The sequence below is a fragment of the Vitreoscilla filiformis genome (assembly GCF_002222655.1).
Taxonomy (GTDB): domain Bacteria; phylum Pseudomonadota; class Gammaproteobacteria; order Burkholderiales; family Burkholderiaceae_C; genus Ideonella; species Ideonella filiformis.
This window is the reverse complement of record NZ_CP022423.1, coordinates 2,028,381-2,045,268: the sequence shown is the minus strand read 5'-3', so window position 1 is coordinate 2,045,268 and position 16,888 is coordinate 2,028,381. Positions and strand designations below refer to the sequence as shown.

18 protein-coding genes and 1 tRNA gene are annotated in these 16,888 nt (G+C 59.1%); all 19 read right to left on the bottom strand.

The window, feature by feature from the left end; all coding sequences use genetic code 11:
- Positions 1–11 precede the first annotated feature (11 nt).
- The 19 genes from VITFI_RS09760 to secG all read right to left on the bottom strand — a co-directional run bounded on the left by VITFI_RS09760 (position 12) and on the right by secG (position 16,881).
- On the bottom strand, positions 12–491 hold the full coding sequence (locus VITFI_RS09760) for a DUF1178 family protein (protein ID WP_089416786.1): 480 nt from the start codon (positions 489–491) through the stop codon (positions 12–14).
- Position 492: 1 nt separating this feature from the next.
- On the bottom strand, positions 493–1,092 hold the full coding sequence (locus VITFI_RS09755) for an NUDIX domain-containing protein (RefSeq protein WP_089416785.1): 600 nt from the start codon (positions 1,090–1,092) through the stop codon (positions 493–495).
- On the bottom strand, positions 1,085–1,399 hold the full coding sequence (locus VITFI_RS09750; protein WP_232476559.1) for a DUF2818 family protein: 315 nt from the start codon (positions 1,397–1,399) through the stop codon (positions 1,085–1,087). Before VITFI_RS09750 ends, VITFI_RS09755 begins: the two co-directional genes overlap by 8 nt.
- A complete protein-coding gene (gene nuoN / locus VITFI_RS09745) occupies positions 1,399–2,895 on the bottom strand; it encodes an NADH-quinone oxidoreductase subunit NuoN (protein ID WP_198301404.1) in 1,497 nt (498 codons plus the stop codon). Before nuoN ends, VITFI_RS09750 begins: the two co-directional genes overlap by 1 nt.
- Before the next feature lie 27 nt (positions 2,896–2,922).
- The gene (locus VITFI_RS09740) at positions 2,923–4,398 is read right to left on the bottom strand and encodes an NADH-quinone oxidoreductase subunit M (RefSeq protein WP_089416783.1); all 1,476 of its coding nucleotides are present in this window, start codon (positions 4,396–4,398) and stop codon (positions 2,923–2,925) included.
- A gap of 21 nt (positions 4,399–4,419) precedes the next feature.
- Complete coding sequence (gene nuoL, locus VITFI_RS09735; protein WP_089416782.1) at positions 4,420–6,444, bottom strand: NADH-quinone oxidoreductase subunit L; 2,025 nt, start codon at positions 6,442–6,444, stop codon at positions 4,420–4,422.
- Between the two features lie 26 nt (positions 6,445–6,470).
- The gene (nuoK, locus tag VITFI_RS09730; protein ID WP_089416781.1) at positions 6,471–6,785 is read right to left on the bottom strand and encodes an NADH-quinone oxidoreductase subunit NuoK; all 315 of its coding nucleotides are present in this window, start codon (positions 6,783–6,785) and stop codon (positions 6,471–6,473) included.
- Positions 6,782–7,420: an NADH-quinone oxidoreductase subunit J gene (locus VITFI_RS09725; RefSeq protein ID WP_089416780.1), complete on the bottom strand. Its 639-nt coding sequence runs from the start codon at positions 7,418–7,420 to the stop codon at positions 6,782–6,784. The genes nuoK and VITFI_RS09725 overlap by 4 nt, the downstream gene beginning before the upstream one ends.
- 92 nt (positions 7,421–7,512) lie before the next feature.
- Positions 7,513–8,010 (bottom strand): NADH-quinone oxidoreductase subunit NuoI, encoded by a 498-nt coding sequence (gene nuoI, locus VITFI_RS09720; protein ID WP_089416779.1) that lies wholly within the window; start codon positions 8,008–8,010, stop codon positions 7,513–7,515.
- Positions 8,011–8,025: 15 nt separating this feature from the next.
- Complete coding sequence (gene nuoH / locus VITFI_RS09715; protein WP_089416778.1) at positions 8,026–9,087, bottom strand: NADH-quinone oxidoreductase subunit NuoH; 1,062 nt, start codon at positions 9,085–9,087, stop codon at positions 8,026–8,028.
- A 17-nt stretch (positions 9,088–9,104) separates the two neighbouring features.
- Positions 9,105–11,414, bottom strand: coding sequence for an NADH-quinone oxidoreductase subunit NuoG (nuoG, locus tag VITFI_RS09710; protein ID WP_089416777.1), 2,310 nt, complete (start codon positions 11,412–11,414; stop codon positions 9,105–9,107).
- An 18-nt stretch (positions 11,415–11,432) separates the two neighbouring features.
- The gene (nuoF, locus tag VITFI_RS09705) at positions 11,433–12,779 is read right to left on the bottom strand and encodes an NADH-quinone oxidoreductase subunit NuoF (RefSeq protein ID WP_089416776.1); all 1,347 of its coding nucleotides are present in this window, start codon (positions 12,777–12,779) and stop codon (positions 11,433–11,435) included.
- A gap of 3 nt (positions 12,780–12,782) precedes the next feature.
- Positions 12,783–13,280, bottom strand: a complete 498-nt coding sequence (locus tag VITFI_RS09700; protein WP_089416775.1) for an NADH-quinone oxidoreductase subunit NuoE family protein — start codon at positions 13,278–13,280, stop codon at positions 12,783–12,785.
- Positions 13,277–14,530 (bottom strand): NADH-quinone oxidoreductase subunit D, encoded by a 1,254-nt coding sequence (locus VITFI_RS09695; protein ID WP_089416774.1) that lies wholly within the window; start codon positions 14,528–14,530, stop codon positions 13,277–13,279. Before VITFI_RS09695 ends, VITFI_RS09700 begins: the two co-directional genes overlap by 4 nt.
- Positions 14,531–14,543: 13 nt before the next feature.
- The gene (locus VITFI_RS09690) at positions 14,544–15,143 is read right to left on the bottom strand and encodes an NADH-quinone oxidoreductase subunit C (protein ID WP_089416773.1); all 600 of its coding nucleotides are present in this window, start codon (positions 15,141–15,143) and stop codon (positions 14,544–14,546) included.
- A 17-nt stretch (positions 15,144–15,160) separates the two neighbouring features.
- Positions 15,161–15,640: a NuoB/complex I 20 kDa subunit family protein gene (locus tag VITFI_RS09685; RefSeq protein WP_089416772.1), complete on the bottom strand. Its 480-nt coding sequence runs from the start codon at positions 15,638–15,640 to the stop codon at positions 15,161–15,163.
- A 99-nt stretch (positions 15,641–15,739) separates the two neighbouring features.
- The gene (locus VITFI_RS09680; RefSeq protein WP_089416771.1) at positions 15,740–16,099 is read right to left on the bottom strand and encodes an NADH-quinone oxidoreductase subunit A; all 360 of its coding nucleotides are present in this window, start codon (positions 16,097–16,099) and stop codon (positions 15,740–15,742) included.
- Positions 16,100–16,270: 171 nt separating this feature from the next.
- Positions 16,271–16,355: transfer RNA gene (locus tag VITFI_RS09675), tRNA-Leu, on the bottom strand.
- Positions 16,356–16,503: 148 nt separating this feature from the next.
- Positions 16,504–16,881 carry a preprotein translocase subunit SecG gene (secG, locus tag VITFI_RS09670; protein ID WP_089416770.1) on the bottom strand — a complete coding sequence of 126 codons (378 nt, stop codon included), beginning with the start codon at positions 16,879–16,881 and terminating at the stop codon, positions 16,504–16,506.
- Positions 16,882–16,888 lie beyond the last annotated feature (7 nt).

The window sequence follows — 16,888 nt, the reverse complement described above, 5'->3', positions numbered from 1 at the left end:
TTCCAGAGAACTCAGTGAACCGGCCCGCTAGGCTCTTCCAAGAGCACAGGCAGGGTTAGCACTTCAATGCCCTCATCTTGCAACTCAGCCCGTTGCTCCGGCGTCGCCTGGCCTCGGATGTTGCGAGCTTGCGTTTCGCCGTAATGGATGCGTCGCGCTTCCTCAACGAAACGCTCCCCGACATCTTCGGTGCTGCGCAGCACATTTTGCACAGCCTGAACCAGCGCCCTTTGCAACACCTGCGCCGGATTGGGCGGCGTTACAGGTGAAGGGGCCGCCGACTCAGCGGTCGGCGCAGCGACCACCTCGGCCTCACGCCGTGAGGTGGACAAATTCAAACGAGGCGCACTGGGCCGCCGCGTCACACGAGCCTCGGCACACACCGGGCAGGTCAACAGCCCCCGGTCTTGCTGGTTCGCATAGTCCTGCTCGGAGCCGAACCAGCCCTCGAAGGTGTGCCCCTGAGCACAGACGAGATCCAACACCTTCATCTCAGAACTGCCAATCGGGCTGCCACGCCCCCCGATGCCATTGATGCAACCACAGCAAACCGACCATGGACTTGGCATCCGTCAGACGTCCGGACAGCACCAACGCCTCCAAGGTTTCCACGGACACGGCACCCACCTCCAAAAACTCCCCCTCATCCAAGCAACGTTCCCCCAAAGTCAAGCCCTTGGCGAACCACACTTCGATGATTTCTGTGGCGTAGGCGGGTGCGTTGTGCATCAATCCTGCCCGAGCCCAATGGGTGGCACGGTAGCCGGTCTCTTCCCGCAACTCTCGCTCAGCGCATTGGCGGGGTGACTCGCCTGGATCCAGCTTGCCCGCAGGAAATTCAAGCAAAACTTGTTGAATCGGGTAACGATACTGGCGCTCCATCACGACTCGACCGTCGTCAAGCACCGGCACCACCATGACGGCCCCAGGATGCACGATGTACTCGCGTGCTGCGGTGCCGCCCCCATCCGGAAGATTCACCACATCACGGCGAACGTTGAGGAACACCCCATGAAATACGGCCTCACTGAGCACACAACGCTCAACGAGGCCGTCTTCTTGGGTGCGAATTGCAAAATCGTCGTCAGCCATGCACACCCGCACGGCGCAGGTAGCGCCACACGAAACCAGGGAAACCGAGGGTCAGGAACAAGCAACCGAAAGCAGCGAAAAACTGCCACTCTTGGGGAGCGCGCTGACCGAGTGCGCTTTCCAGCATACTGCCCGCCCCCAAAACCCCAACGCCCAACAACAACAGCTCCAGCAAACGCCAAGCCATTGACTTGGGCGCACGGCGCGGGCCGACCACCAACACGCGTTCTGTCAAAAACGGCAGGTTGGCGGCCAGAATGGCCAGCACCAGTACCCCCCAGACCGCCGAGGTTTGGGTCATCATCATCAGCCAGCCAATGCGGCGACGACCACATCCCGGCACAGCGCCATCAGGCCATCTGGCAGCACACCCAACAGCAGCGCCGCAGCACCATTGACGGCCACCAAAGCAGCCACACCGCCGTAGCTGGAGGTTTGCGCACCCTCTTGCGTCGGCTCATCAAAGTACATGACTTTCACCACCCGCAAGTAATAGAACGCACCGATCAAAGACAACATCACAGCCACCACAGCCAAGGTGATGTAGGCAGCGTCGTTGGTCGTCACCAGAGCTTGCAGGATGGCGAACTTGGCATAGAAGCCCACCATCGGCGGCACACCCGCCAGCGAGAACATGAACACTGTCATGGCACCGGCCATCCAGGGGCTGCGCTTGGCCAAACCCGCCAAATCAGCCAGTTCATCGCTCTCAAAGCCCTGACGCGACAGCAACATGAGCAGCCCGAACGTGCCCAGCGTGGTCAGCACATAGGTCACGACGTAGAACATGGCCGAGCTATAGCCATTGGCTGCCGACAACGTGTTGGCGCCGATGACCGTCGGGGTGAAACCCAGCAGCATGAAACCCAACTGAGCGATGGCCGAGTACGCCAGCATGCGCTTGAAATTGGTCTGGGCGATGGCAGCCAAGTTACCAACCACCATCGAGGCCAAGGCCAACAAGATCAACATCTGTTGCCAATCCGTGGCCAAACCGCTCAAGCCTTCAACGAGCAGGCGGATGGTGATGGCAAAAGCCGCCAGCTTCGGCGCACCTGCGATCAGCAGCGTGACAGCCGTGGGCGAACCCTGGTAGACATCGGGCACCCACATGTGGAAAGGCACCACACCCAGCTTGAAGGCCAAACCTGCCACCACAAACACCACACCGAAAACCAGCACCATCTTGTTGATTTGGCCGGTTTGGATGGCGTTGAAAACATCGGGAATGTCCAGCGACTTGGTGGCACCGTACAGCATGGACATGCCATACAGCAGGAAACCACTGGCCAGCGCACCCAGCACGAAGTACTTCATGGCAGCCTCCGTGGCCACAGCGTGGTCACGGCGCAGGGCCACCAGGGCGTACAGCGACAGGCTCATCACTTCCAGCCCGGTGTAGATGACCAAGAAGTTGTTGGCCGAAATCATCACCGAGATGCCCAGCAGCACGAACAGCGACAGGATGAAGAACTCACCCTTGAGCAGTTCACGCTCACCGATGTAGGGACGGGCATAGGCCAAGGTCAACATCATCGCCAGGGCAGCACACATGGCCAGCATGTGCCCCATGGGGTCGGACACCACCAAGCCTTGCATGGCGTACACCGACGCGGCAGCGCCTTGAGCGGCCAAACCCGTCTGGAGCGCCAAACCATGCATCAGGGCGACAACACCCAGAGTCGCCTGCGACAGCCAAAATGTCAGACAGCGCTTGGGATCGGTCACTGCGAGATCGACCAAGGCGATCACACAGGTGGCCAACAGCAGAAACGCTTCAGGGTAGACAACGAGCCAATTCATTTGATTCATTTGGGCACCTGGGCTGCGTCAGTTAATCTTGGACACTGCCACGTGCTTGAGCAGCTCGGTCACGGACACATGCATCACGTCAGTGAAGGGCTTGGGATACAGACCCATCCACAGCACCGCCACCGCCAGCACGGCCATCATCAGGAACTCGCGGGCGTTCAGATCGGTGAGTTCGCGCACTTCGTCATTGGTCACGTCACCAAAGTAGACGCGTTTGTACATCCACAGGGTGTAGGCCGCACCGAAGATCAGGGCCGTTGCAGCCAAAGCCCCGATCCAGAAGTTGTACTGCACAGCACCGAGGATCACCATCCACTCACCGATGAAACCTGCGGTTCCCGGCAGGCCGCAGTTGGCCATCGCGAACAGCAGCGCAAACGCTGCGAACTTGGGCATGGTGTTGACCACACCGCCGTACGTGGCGATTTCACGTGAATGCACACGGTCATACAGAACACCGATGGACAAGAACATGGCGCCCGACACGAAACCGTGCGAGATCATCTGCACCAGGCCACCTGAGACGCCCAACTCATTGAATATGAAGAACCCCAGGGTGACAAAACCCATGTGGGCGATGGACGAATAGGCCACCAGCTTTTTCATATCCTTCTGAACCATGGCCACCAAACCGATGTAGATCACAGCGATCAGGCTCAGGGCGATGATGAACCAAGCATATTCGTGCGCAGCATCCGGAGCGATCGGCATGGAGAAGCGCAAGAACCCGTAGGCACCCAACTTCAGCATGATCGCGGCCAGCACCACAGAGCCACCGGTGGGCGCCTCAACGTGCGCGTCCGGCAGCCAGGTATGCACAGGCCACATCGGCACCTTCACCGAGAAAGCTGCGAAGAAGGCGAAGAACAGCAGCGTCTGCGCGTTCATCGGCAGCGGCAGTTTGTGCCAAGTTTGGATGTCAAAGCTGCCACCTGACTTGTAGTACAGGTAGATCAATGCAATGAGCATCAGCAACGAACCCAGCAAGGTATACAGGAAGAACTTGAACGCTGCGTAAACACGGCGCGGGCCGCCCCAGATGCCGATGATGATGTACATCGGAATCAGCGTGGCCTCGAAGAACACGTAGAACAGCAGACCGTCCACCGCAGCGAACACGCCAATCATCAGCCCCGACAGGATCAGGAAGGCCCCAAGGTACTGGTGGGGACGTTCGGTGATGACTTCCCAAGCAGCAATCACCACGATCACGCTGATGAACGCGGTCAGCGGCACAAACCACATGGAGATGCCATCGACACCAAGGTGGTAGCGCACATTGAACCGCTCAATCCAAGGCAGGTTCTCCTGGAACTGAAGTGCAGCCGTGGTGGTGTCAAAACCAGTGATCAACGGCAGCGTGACGAGAAAACCGGCGATTGCACCGACCAGAGCGATCCAGCGGGAAGCCCCCGCGTTCTCGCTCCGACCAATCGCCAGCAATACGGCGCCGAATGCAATCGGCAGCCAGATGGCAACACTCAAAAGACCCATTGTTGTTCTCCGCCCTCGTGATCAGTGGCCCATGAGGCCAGTCAGATAGGGCCACAGCTGCCAGGTCATCAGACCAAAGATGCCCAGTGCCATCACCAAGGCATACCACGAAAGGTAGCCAGTCTGGATCAGACGCACCGCACCGGCAAAAACGCCCACCGTCTTGGCGGAACCATTTACCAAGGCTCCGTCAATGATGGCCACGTCACCCGCCTTCCACAAACCCATCCCCAGCGCACGGGCACCCGCCGCCAAGATGTGTTCGTTGATCCAGTCCATGTAGTACTTGTTTTCCATGACGCGCACCAGCGGAGACAGCGCCCGGCCAATGGCCGCCGGAATTTCCGGCTTGACCATGTAGAAGAAATACGACACAGCCACGCCGGACACTGCCAACCAGAACGGCAGGGTCTGCACACCATGCAGAGCCATGGCAGCAGCACCGTGGAAGTGTTCCGCCATCACGCTCATGGCTGGATGTGCTTCCGCATTGACCGTGATCGCATCCTTCAAAAACTCGCCGAACAGCATGGGTTCAATCGTCATGAAACCAATGATCACCGACGGGATGGCCAACAGAACCAGCGGCAGCGTTACCACCCAAGGCGATTCGTGCGGGGTGTGAGCATGGCCGTGATCATCATCGTGATGGTCATGCTCGCCCGGGAAGGGCTTGTGGTGGAAATGCTCCTTACCGTGGAACACCAAGAAGTACATCCGGAACGAGTAAAACGCAGTCACAAAGACACCGGCAACCACCGCAAAGTAGGCGAATCCCGCAGCGGGCAGATGGCTGGCGTGAACAGCCTCAATGATCGAGTCTTTCGAGTAGAACCCCGAGAAGAACGGTGTACCAATCAGTGCCAGAGAACCCAGCAGGGAAGTGATCCACGTGATGGGCATGTACTTGCGCAAACCGCCCATGTTGCGGATGTCTTGGTCGTGGTGCATGCCAATGATCACCGAGCCCGCACCCAAGAACAGCAGTGCCTTGAAAAACGCGTGCGTCATCAGGTGGAACACGGCCACGTTGTAGGCGGACACGCCCAGCGCCACCGTCATGTAACCGAGCTGCGACAGCGTGGAGTAGGCCACCACACGCTTGATGTCGTTCTGGATGATGCCCAGGAAACCCATGAACAGCGCCGTGATGGAACCAATCACCAAGATGAAGTTGAGCGCGGTATCACTCAGCTCAAACAACGGCGACATCCGACTGACCATGAAGATACCAGCCGTCACCATGGTGGCCGCGTGGATCAAGGCCGAAATCGGGGTCGGGCCTTCCATCGAGTCAGGCAGCCAGACGTGCAGCGGGAATTGTGCGGACTTGCCCATCGCACCGATGAACAAACAGATGCAAGCCACACTCAACAACGCCCAATCGGTTCCAGGGAAGGTCAGCTTGACCAACTCGCCACTCTTGGCAAATACCTCGGCGTAGTTGAGCGAGCCGGTATAGGCCAGCACCAAACCAATGCCCAGGATGAAGCCGAAGTCACCCACACGGTTGACCAAAAAGGCCTTCATGTTGGCAAAGGTGGCCGTAGGCTTTTTGAACCAGAAACCAATCAGCAGGTAGGACACCAAGCCCACCGCTTCCCAACCGAAGAACAGTTGCAGGAAGTTGTTGCTCATGACCAGCATGAGCATCGAGAAGGTGAACAGCGAGATGTAAGAGAAGAAGCGCTGGTAGCCGGCATCCTCTTCCATGTAGCCAATGGTGTAGATATGCACCATCAGCGACACAAAAGTCACCACGCACATCATCATGGCCGTCAGACCGTCGATCAGGAAACCGACTTCCATTTTCAACGGGCCAAGGGTCATCCACTCGTAGACGGTGGCGTTGTAGCGTGCACCTTCAAACGCCACGGCCTGGAACACGATGGCCGAACAGATGAAGGCGATGAGCACGCCCAAAATGGTGATGACGTGGGCGCCACGGCGGCCCACCGACTTGCCGAACAGGCCGGCGACGATGGAGCCGACCAGCGGCGCCAGGGGCACCGTCAGCAGCAGGTTCTGAGAAAGTTGTGCAGACATGTTCTTCGGGGCTCCGTGGTGCTGGGTCAGCCCTTCAGGGTGTCAAGTTCGTCCACCGCGATCGTGGCCCGATTCCGGAACAACACGACCAAGATGGCCAGACCAATGGCGGACTCAGCCGCCGCAACCGTCAGGATGAAAAACACGAACACCTGACCAGCCATATCTCCCAGGTAGTGGGAGAAGGCCACAAAGTTCATGTTCACAGCCAACAGCATCAATTCGATGGCCATGAGCAACACGATCAGGTTACGGCGGTTCATGAAGATCCCGACCACCGACAGGGCAAACAAAAAGCCGCCCAGCGTCAGGTAGTGGTACAGCGAAATGCCGGCGCTCATGCTTTGCCTCCTTGTGCGGTGTCCGAAGTGGCAGGCTCATCCACCGAAGCGTCCATCTTCACCAGACGCACGCGATCAGCCGCTTTGGCCCGCACTTGCTCGCCCGGATCTTGATACCGGCTGTCCTTGCGCTTGCGCAGCGTCAGGGCAATGGCAGAGACCATGGCCACCAACAACAACACGGCCGCGATTTGCACCGGGTAGAGGTACTGGGTGTAAATCTCAATGCCCAACATGCGGGTATTGCCGAATTTCACCGCTTGCTCACTCAGCGCTGGCGCATCCGACACTTGGAAACCACCCTTGAGTACCAAGTACATCTCCAGGGCGATCAACGCCCCGATGAACCCAGCCATCGGGAAATGTGACCAAAAACCCTGACGCATGCTGTCGGTGTTGATGTCCAGCATCATCACCACGAACAAGAAGAGCACCATGACAGCGCCCACGTAAACCAACACCAAGGTGATGGCAAGGAACTCGGCTTTGAGCAGCATCCACACGCATGAAGCGTTGAAGAAGGCTAGCACCAAGAACAGTGCGGCATGCACTGTGCTGCGCGCCGTGATGACCTTGAACGAGGCCAACAGCAAGACGGCAGAGAAAAGGTAGAACAAAACGGAGGTGGTGTTCATCGTTGTTGCGCGCCGGTTTTAGGCACTGCGAGTGCGGCGTCAGCTTACAGCCCTTGGATTGCAAGGGCCTTGCAGCTCCCACCACGACAGCGTCAGCGGTACTTGGCGTCGGCCTCCTTGTTGGCTGCGATCTGGGCTTCGTAGCGGTCGCCCACGGCGAGCAGCATCTCCTTGGTGAAATACAGGTCACCCCGTTTTTCCCCGTGGTATTCGAAGATGTGCGTTTCGACGATAGAGTCCACCGGGCAGCTTTCTTCGCAGAAGCCGCAGAAGATGCACTTGGTCAGGTCGATGTCGTAGCGCGTCGTGCGGCGTGTACCGTCTTGGCGCTCACCGGCTTCGATGGTGATGGCCATCGCAGGGCAAACGGCTTCGCACAGCTTACAAGCGATGCACCGCTCTTCGCCATTTTCATAACGACGCAAAGCGTGCAAACCCCGGAAGCGCGGCGACAGCGGCGTCTTTTCCTCCGGAAACTGCACCGTGATGGTGGGCGAAAGGAAGTGTCGCCCGGTCAGAGCCAGCCCCTTCCACAGCTCGGTGAGCAGGAAGCTGGAGAACAGATCTTTGAGAGATGCAACCGTTGACATGGTTGTGAGACCTCGTTACTTCCAGATGTTGAAGGGCGACTGGATCACCAGACCCACCAGCACCAGCCACACCAGGGTGATGGGGATGAAGATCTTCCAGCCCAGACGCATGATCTGGTCATAGCGGTAGCGCGGGAACGAAGCGCGCACCCACAGGAACATCGTCACCACGACGAAGACCTTGATGCCCAACCAAATCCAGCCCGGGATGAAGCCCAGGAACGAGACCGGAGGCAGCCAGCCGCCCAAGAAGAACAGCACCGTCAGCATCGACACCAAGATCATGTTGGCGTATTCAGCCAAGAAGAACATGGCAAACGACATACCGGAGTACTCGATCATGTGCCCGGCCACGATTTCCGACTCGCCTTCCACCACGTCAAACGGGTGACGGTTGGTTTCGGCCAAACCTGAAATGAAGTACACCAAGAAAATCGGGAACAAAGGCAGCCAGTTCCACGACAGGAAGCTGAATCCCATGTTGGCGAACGTGCCACGGTTCTGGCTCATCACCACATCACTGAGGTTCAAGCTGCCCGACACCATCAGCACGATCACGATGGCAAAACCCATCGCAATTTCGTAGCTCACCATTTGGGCCGAGGCTCGCAGCGCGCCCAGGAAAGCGTACTTCGAGTTCGAAGCCCAGCCGGCAATGATCACGCCATAGACTTCCATGGACGTGATGGCCATGATCACCAGCAAACCCGCGTTGACGTTGGCCAATGCCACATCCGGGCCGAAAGGCACAACCGCCCACGCGGCCAGGGCCGGCATGATGGTCATGATCGGGCCCAAGAAGAACAAGCCTTTGTTAGCGGCCGTCGGGCGGATGATTTCCTTGAAGATCAGCTTGACCGCATCAGCAATCGGGGTCAGCAGACCCATGGGGCCAACGCGGTTAGGGCCCGGACGCACCTGGGTGCGTGCAATCCCTTTACGCTCCCACAGCGTGAGGTAAGCCACGCAGCCCAGCAGCGGGAGCACAACCGCCACGATTTTGATCAAAGTCCAGAGGACGGGCCAGAGTACATCGCCCAAAAGGGCCAGTCCGGCTTGGTTGAGAGAGTCGATCATGTTCGTTCCTGTTGTCCTCAGGCTTTCTCGACGCTGATCGCACCGAACATGGCACCCAAGCCCGCCGTGTCGGGATGGCCTGCGGCCACACGCACCACGTTGGCTGCCAAGGTGGCATCCTCACGCGCAGCCAGCACGGCAGCGGCCGAACCTTGGCTCACCTTGACTTTGGCGCCTGCCTGCAAACCCAACTGTTGCCACAGTGCGCGAGGCAAGCCCACGACGGGCGCCTTAGCATCGGAGGTTTGTTGCAGCGAGGCCGCACGACGCACCAGCGAATCGGTCGAATAGATCGGCACATCAGCCACGCGCTGCAAACCAGGTACAGACACCGCGATCTGCGGCACCACGCTCACGTCGTTGCCCAAACGGGCCACCAACTGGTTCACGTCACCCAAAGCCTCAGCACGCACCTCTTCAGCAGAGGTTTGCTCGAAACCACTCAGGCCCAGCATGTTGCCCAGGACGCGCAACACCTTCCAAGCCGGTCGGCTGTTGCCCAGCGCTGGTGCGACGCCATGGAACGCTTGCACACGCCCTTCAGCATTGACGAATGCACCCGCCGTTTCTGTGAACGGTGCGATCGGCAACAACACGTCGGCGTTGTCCACCGCCGCATCGCGGAACGGCGTCAGAGCGACCACCAACCCGGAACCTTGCAACGCGGCACGGGCTGCGGCAGCATCCGCAGCATCCAGCGTCGGTTCGACGTTGAGCAGCAACAGCGCCTTCATCGGCTGGGTCAGCATCTGACCAGCGTTCAAACCGCCTTGCTGCGGCTGAGCTTTCACCAGCTGGGCACCCACGCTGTTGGCAGCTTCCAACAGGTACCCAACGGTGGCGCCTGTTTGCGCACCAATCCAGTTAGCCAGAGCCAACAAGGTGCTGGCTGCTGGGTGCTGCACCGCCGCATTGCCCAACAAGATGGCCGTTTGCTGACCCGACAGCAGCGCCTGTGCCACCGCCTTGGCCTCCGCCGTGACGCTGCCAGCCACCGGTGCGCTGACACAGCGCTCGACAGCCACGGCAGATGCCACATCGGCCAACACCTGCGCCCAAGCGCTCGGGGCGGCCGTGAGCGTTTGAACCGGCATGGCCCAATCGTCATGCACGGCATTCAGGCTGAACACCTGCCCCCCCTGCCGGGCGGCTTGACGCAGCCGCTGGGCAAACAGCGGATGATCCTTGCGCAGGAACGACCCGACGACAAACGCACGGTCCAAACTCGACAGCGACTCAATGCTGCGACCCAACCAGCGCACGCCCTGCCCGACGGTGAAATCGGCATGGCGCAAGCGGTGATCCACGTTGTCGCTACCCAGGCCACGCACCAGCTTGGCCAGCAAATGCAGCTCTTCCACTGTACTGTGGGCCGAACCCAAGGCACCGATACCGGAGACACCGAAATCACCCTTGACACGCTTCAGGCCGTCGGCCACGTAGGCCAACGCGGTGTTCCAGTCCACCGTCACCCACTCGCCGTTTTGCTTGAGCATCGGCGCTGTCAGGCGCTGTTCGCTGTTGACGGCTTCGTAGCTGAAGCGATCACGGTCAGCAATCCAGCACTCGTTCACCGCTTCGTTTTCGAAGGGCACCACGCGCAACACTTTGCCGTTCTTCACCTGGACGATGAGGTTGGCACCGGTGGAGTCGTGCGGGCTCACGCTCTTGCGGCGCGAGAGTTCCCAAGTGCGAGCGTTGTAGCGGAAGGGCTTGCTGGTCAGCGCCCCCACCGGGCAGACGTCGATCATGTTGCCCGACAGCTCGGAATCCACCGTGCGGCCAACAAAACTCGTGATCTCGGAATGCTCGGCGCGGTTGAGCATGCCCAACTCCATCACACCGGCGATTTCTTGGCCGAAGCGCACGCAGCGGGTGCAGTGGATGCAACGGCTCATCTCCTCCATGGAGATCAGCGGGCCCACATTCTTGTGGAACACCACGCGCTTTTCCTCTTCGTAGCGCGATTTGGTACCACCGTAGCCCACAGCCAAGTCTTGCAACTGGCATTCGCCACCTTGGTCGCAGATCGGGCAATCCAGCGGGTGGTTGATGAGCAGGAATTCCATCACCGACTTTTGCGCCTTCAGGGCACGGTCGGTTTTGGTGCGCACCACCATGCCTTGCGTCACCGGGGTGGCGCAGGCGGGCATGGGTTTGGGTGCTTTTTCCACGTCCACCAAGCACATACGGCAGTTGGCCGCGATGGAGAGCTTCTTGTGGTAGCAGAAGTGCGGGATGTAGGTGCCGGCAGCGTCGGCAGCATGCATCACCATGCTGCCCACGGGGACGGAAACTTTTTTGCCGTCGAGTTCGATTTCAACCATGTTTGTTCGTGCCCCGCGTCAGACGTAGGCCGGGACCGTGCAGGTCTTGTGCTCGATGTGGTGAACGAACTCGTTACGGAAATGTTTGATCATTCCGCGAACCGGCATCGCCGCCGCATCGCCCAGGGCACAGATGGTGCGCCCCATGATGTTTTCTGCCACGTTGTCGAGCAGCGCCAAGTCTTCCATGCGACCTTCGCCATGCTCGATACGACTGACCAAACGGTACAGCCAACCCGTGCCTTCACGGCAGGGCGTGCATTGACCGCAGGATTCGTGCGCATAGAAGTAAGACAGACGCAGCAGGCTCTTGACCATGCAGCGAGTCTCATCCATCACGATCACCGCGCCGGAACCGAGCATGGAGCCCGCCTTGCTGATGGAGTCATAGTCCATCGTGCAGGCCATCATCACGTCGGCTGGCAGCACCGGGGAGGACGAACCGCCTGGAATCACCGCCTTCAGCTTCTTGCCACCCTTGACGCCACCCGCCAACTCCAACAACTTGGAGAACGGTGTGCCCATCGGGATCTCGTAGTTGCCGGGACGCGCCACGTCACCGACCATCGAGAAAATCTTGGTGCCGCCGTTGTTGGGCTTGCCGCATTCCAGGTAGGCTTGGCCGCCGTTGCGGATGATCCAAGGCACCGCCGCGAAGGTCTCGGTGTTATTGATGGTGGTGGGCTTGCCGTAGAGGCCGAAGCTCGCCGGGAACGGCGGCTTGAAGCGCGGCTGGCCCTTCTTGCCTTCCACCGATTCCAGCAGCGAGGTTTCTTCGCCGCAGATGTAGGCGCCAAAACCATGGTGCGCATTCAGCTCGAAGCTGAAATTCGTTCCCAGGATGTTGTTGCCCAACAGACCAGCAGCTTTGGCCTCGGCGATGGCCTCCTCGAAGCGTTCGTACACCTCGAAAATTTCACCGTGGATGTAGTTGTAGCCCCGGGTGATGCCCATCGCGAACGCGGCGATGGCCATGCCTTCGATCACGATGTGCGGGTTGAATTGCAGGATGTCGCGATCCTTGCAAGTCCCCGGCTCACCTTCGTCCGAGTTACACATCAGGAACTTCTGGCCCGGGAAGGAGCGGGGCATGAAGCTCCACTTCAGACCGGTCGGAAAGCCTGCACCGCCACGGCCACGCAGCGCGGAGGCCTTGACTTCGGCGATCACCTGATCCTGGGTCATGCCGGCGCCGCCGTCCGCCCCCAGCACCTTGCGCAGGGCTTGGTAGCCGCCACGGGCGACATAGTCCGCCAGACGCCAATTCTTGCCGTCCAAACCGGCATAGATCTGAGCGCCGATGTGGCGATCATGGAAGCAGGTTTCGAGGCCCGTGGCCTGGAAACGGGAAAGATCGAGTGCCATGGGTCAGGCGGCCTTTCCTTCTGCGGACTTGATCACTTTGACCAGTTCGTCCAGCTTGTCATCGCTCATGTAGCTGAGCATCTGGCGATCGTTGACCAGCATCACCGGTGCATCCGCGCAAGCGCCCAAACACTCGCACTTGGCCACGGTGAACAGGCCGTCGGCAGTGGTGCCGCCGTCTTCGACGCCCAACGCCTTCAACAGATGCTCCAGCGCACCCTGACCGTTGCGCAGTTGGCACGGCAGGTTGGTGCAGACGTTGAGCTTGTACTTGCCCGTCGGCTGCTGGTTGTACATGTTGTAGAAGGTGGTGACCTCACGCACGGCGATCGGCGCCATGCCCAGGTAAGCAGCGATCTGCTCTTCGGCCTCAGCCGACACCCAGCCCTGCTCCTGCTGCACGATCGACAGACAGGCCATCACGGCCGACTGTTGATAGCCCGCCGGATACTTGGCAACTTCGCGCGCAAAACGCGCCTTGGTGGCTTCAGAAAGAGTCATCGGTCAATCTCACCAAACACGATGTCCATGGTGCCGATCACGGCCACCGCGTCGGCAATCATGTGGCCGCGCGACAGCTCGTCCAGAGCAGCCAGGTGGGCAAAACCCGGAGCGCGGATCTTCAGGCGATAAGGCTTGTTAGCGCCGTCGCTCACCAAATAGATGCCGAACTCACCCTTCGGGTGCTCCACGGCAGCGTAGGCCTCGCTCTCAGGCACACGGAAACCTTCGGAGAAGAGCTTGAAGTGGTGGATCAGCTCTTCCATGCTGGTCTTCATCGCCACACGCGAGGGCGGTGCCACCTTGTGGTTGTCGGTGATGACCGGGCCCGGGTTGGCACGCAACCAGTCCACGCACTGCTTGATGATGCGATTGGACTGACGCATTTCGGCGATGCGCACCAAATAACGGTCATAGGTGTCGCCGTTGACGCCCACAGGCACGTCGAAGTCCATCTTGGCGTAGACGTCGTAAGGCTGAGTCTTGCGCAGATCCCACGCGATACCCGAGCCGCGCAACATGGCACCCGTCAGACCCATGTTCAAAGCGCGTTCCGGCGAGATGACACCAATGCCGACCGTACGTTGCTTCCAGATCCGGTTGTCGGTCAGCAGCGTTTCGTAGTCGTCCATCATGGCCGGGAAGCGCTGAACGAAATCGTCGATGAAGTCCAACAACGAGCCTTGACGGTTTTCGTTGAGCTTCTTGATCGCACGTTCGTTCTTGAGCTTGCTAACCTGATACTGCGGCATGGAGTCCGGCAGATCGCGGTAAACGCCACCCGGACGGAAGTAAGCCGCGTGCATCCGGGCTCCCGACACCGCTTCGTACATGTCGAAGAGATCTTCACGCTCGCGGAAGCAGTAGATACAGATGTTCATCGCGCCGCAGTCCAACCCGTGGCAGCCCAACCACAGCAGGTGGTTCAGCAAACGGGTGATCTCGGAGAACATCACGCGGATGTACTGGGCACGCACCGGCACGTCAATGCCCAGCATCTTTTCGATGGCCAAGCAGTAAGCGTGCTCGTTGCACATCATCGACACGTAATCCAGCCGATCCATGTAGGGCAGCGACTGAATGAAGGTCTTTTGCTCAGCCAACTTTTCGGTGGCGCGGTGCAACAGGCCAATGTGAGGGTCGGCGCGCTGAATGACTTCGCCATCCAGCTCCAGCACCAGGCGCAGCACGCCGTGTGCGGCCGGGTGCTGCGGACCGAAGTTCAGGGTGTAGTTCTTAATTTCTGCCATGACGTTTCCCGGCTCAGTGCAGGCCGCCGTACTTGTCTTCGCGGATCACGCGCGGCGTGATTTCGCGCGGCTCAATGGTCACCGGCTGGTAGACCACACGACGGGTTTCAGCGTCGTAGCGCATCTCTACATGGCCGCTGACAGGGAAGTCTTTGCGCATCGGATGACCGATGAAGCCGTAGTCCGTCAAGATGCGACGCAGATCCTCGTGACCCTCGTAGATGATGCCGTACATGTCAAACGACTCGCGCTCGTACCAGTTGGCCGAGTTCCAAATCGGGTTGACAGAGGCCACCACCGGCAAATCGTCATCGGGCGCAAACACTTTGACGCGCAAACGCCAATTCAGGCTCACAGACAACAGATGCAGCACGGTCACGAAACGCGGCCCATCCCAAGGCTGATCTTTGTAGGTGAACATGTCCATACCGCACAAGTCAACCAACTGCTCAAATTTGAGGCTAGGGTCGTCATGCAGCGCTTTGGCCACGTCGAAATAATCAGCTGCACTCACCGTGATGGTGATCTCACCGCGATCGCGCTTGAAATGGCGAATGCGCTCGCCCAGCACGGTTTCGAGCGCAGCTTGCAAAGAATTGAGTTTCTTCGTCATGAGCGTATAGCGCCTGTTTACTTGCGCGCGATGGTGTTTTCGCGGCGAATTTTGGCCTGCAATTGCAGGATGCCGTAGAGCAGCGCCTCAGCCGTCGGTGGACAACCTGGCACGTAAACATCCACCGGCACGATGCGGTCACAGCCACGAACCACCGAATAGCTGTAGTGGTAATAACCACCACCATTGGCACACGACCCCATAGAGAGCACCCAACGGGGCTCCGCCATCTGGTCATACACCTTGCGCAACGCTGGGGCCATCTTGTTGCACAACGTGCCGGCCACCACCATCAAGTCAGATTGACGTGGGCTGGGACGGAACAACATGCCGAAACGGTCAATGTCATACCGGGCTGCACCCGCGTGGATCATTTCCACGGCACAGCAAGCCAGACCGAACGTCATCGGCCACAAAGAGCCGGTTTTCGACCAGTTGATGAGTTTGTCGACCGAGGTGGTCACAAACCCTTCTTTCAAAACGCCATCAATAGCCATGTGTTGCGTGCCTCTCGCCAGCGCGGCGTGAACTCAACAGCGCCAGCACCCAGAAGGTCTTGAATTTTCTGATGCTGACCACAAGTGCATGCCTGGGGATCACTCCCAGTCCAGGGCACCCTTCTTCCATTCGTAGGCAAAACCGACGACGAGGATGGCCAGAAACACCATCATCGCCCAGAAACCTGACGCGCCGATGTCTTGCAACGAAACGGCCCACGGAAACAGGAACGCGATTTCCAAATCGAACAAGATGAACAGAATGGCCACCAAGTAGTAGCGCACATCAAACTTCATCCGAGCGTCTTCAAAAGCCTCGAAGCCGCATTCGTAGGGAGAGTTCTTTTCAGCATCGGGGCGATTGGGGCCCAGCAAGAAGCCGAGCACCTGCGGCGCAATGCCAATGGCAGTACCGACCACGATGAAAAGAATGACGGGAAGGTAGGCTTGCAGATCCATGGTTGGGTGTCCAGCAGTGATTTTGAGCCCATCCGGCCACAAAAAAAGCGCGCTTGCCTTGACTTTCATACGAAAACCAAGACCCAGCGCGCCCAGCTTGTTCCCTGTCAGCAACTCTGCCTCAGGGCGCACAACAGAAAAGCCGGATGAGGTTTTCTGTCGATCGGTATCTGGTGCCGACGGCGAGACTCGAACTCGCACAGCTTTCGCCACTACCCCCTCAAGATAGCGTGTCTACCAATTTCACCACGTCGGCTTGGGTTTGTTACCTGAAGTGTGACACCCGCTTCTGACCGGTATCTTTCAAGTATTTGCCAGCTTGCGTGAGGTATTGCTCGCTAGGCAGACGTGCATTCTAACCTGATGCAGCGCAAATTCCTAGGGCCGATCACGGTTTTTTGTGCTTACTGCGCTGAAGCAGCTACACCCACACTGGCTGCCACGGCAGGCGCAACCGCAGGAATCTGTGGCACCGCCGGCACCGAAGCCGCTACGCCCGCCCGATCCAACACGCTGCCACCATCCGTTGGAGTGGTCGGACGCACGCTGCCGGAGAAGAATGCCAACGCCAGCGTTGCGGTGAAAAATACCCCTGCGCAAATGGCCGTCGAACGCGACAAGAAGTTAGCGCTGCCCGTGGCACCGAACAAACTGCCCGACGCCCCGCTGCCAAACGAAGCGCCCATGTCCGCGCCCTTGCCGTGCTGCACCAGCACCAGACCGATCATGGCGATGGCAGCCACCATCTGCACCACGACCAGCAAACTTGTCCAAATTTGCATGTGTTGA

Excerpts from the sequence above, each read along its gene's own strand:
- VITFI_RS09685 (WP_089416772.1), bottom strand. The coding sequence starts at position 15,640 with ATGGCTATTGATGGCGTTTTGAAAGAAGGGTTTGTGACCACCTCGGTC.
- VITFI_RS09695 (WP_089416774.1), bottom strand. The coding sequence starts at position 14,530 with ATGGCAGAAATTAAGAACTACACCCTGAACTTCGGTCCGCAGCACCCG.
- secG (WP_089416770.1), bottom strand. The coding sequence starts at position 16,881 with ATGCAAATTTGGACAAGTTTGCTGGTCGTGGTGCAGATGGTGGCTGCC.
- VITFI_RS09740 (WP_089416783.1), bottom strand. The coding sequence starts at position 4,398 with ATGGGTCTTTTGAGTGTTGCCATCTGGCTGCCGATTGCATTCGGCGCC.
- VITFI_RS09700 (WP_089416775.1), bottom strand. The coding sequence starts at position 13,280 with ATGACTCTTTCTGAAGCCACCAAGGCGCGTTTTGCGCGCGAAGTTGCC.
- nuoK (WP_089416781.1), bottom strand. The coding sequence starts at position 6,785 with ATGAGCGCCGGCATTTCGCTGTACCACTACCTGACGCTGGGCGGCTTT.
- nuoN (WP_198301404.1), bottom strand. The coding sequence starts at position 2,895 with ATGAATTGGCTCGTTGTCTACCCTGAAGCGTTTCTGCTGTTGGCCACC.
- nuoF (WP_089416776.1), bottom strand. The coding sequence starts at position 12,779 with ATGGCACTCGATCTTTCCCGTTTCCAGGCCACGGGCCTCGAAACCTGC.
- VITFI_RS09750 (WP_232476559.1), bottom strand. The coding sequence starts at position 1,399 with ATGATGATGACCCAAACCTCGGCGGTCTGGGGGGTACTGGTGCTGGCC.
- nuoG (WP_089416777.1), bottom strand. The coding sequence starts at position 11,414 with ATGGTTGAAATCGAACTCGACGGCAAAAAAGTTTCCGTCCCCGTGGGC.
- VITFI_RS09725 (WP_089416780.1), bottom strand. The coding sequence starts at position 7,420 with ATGAACACCACCTCCGTTTTGTTCTACCTTTTCTCTGCCGTCTTGCTG.
- VITFI_RS09755 (WP_089416785.1), bottom strand. The coding sequence starts at position 1,092 with ATGGCTGACGACGATTTTGCAATTCGCACCCAAGAAGACGGCCTCGTT.
- VITFI_RS09680 (WP_089416771.1), bottom strand. The coding sequence starts at position 16,099 with ATGGATCTGCAAGCCTACCTTCCCGTCATTCTTTTCATCGTGGTCGGT.
- nuoI (WP_089416779.1), bottom strand. The coding sequence starts at position 8,010 with ATGTCAACGGTTGCATCTCTCAAAGATCTGTTCTCCAGCTTCCTGCTC.
- nuoH (WP_089416778.1), bottom strand. The coding sequence starts at position 9,087 with ATGATCGACTCTCTCAACCAAGCCGGACTGGCCCTTTTGGGCGATGTA.
- nuoL (WP_089416782.1), bottom strand. The coding sequence starts at position 6,444 with ATGTCTGCACAACTTTCTCAGAACCTGCTGCTGACGGTGCCCCTGGCG.
- VITFI_RS09760 (WP_089416786.1), bottom strand. The coding sequence starts at position 491 with ATGAAGGTGTTGGATCTCGTCTGTGCTCAGGGGCACACCTTCGAGGGC.
- VITFI_RS09690 (WP_089416773.1), bottom strand. The coding sequence starts at position 15,143 with ATGACGAAGAAACTCAATTCTTTGCAAGCTGCGCTCGAAACCGTGCTG.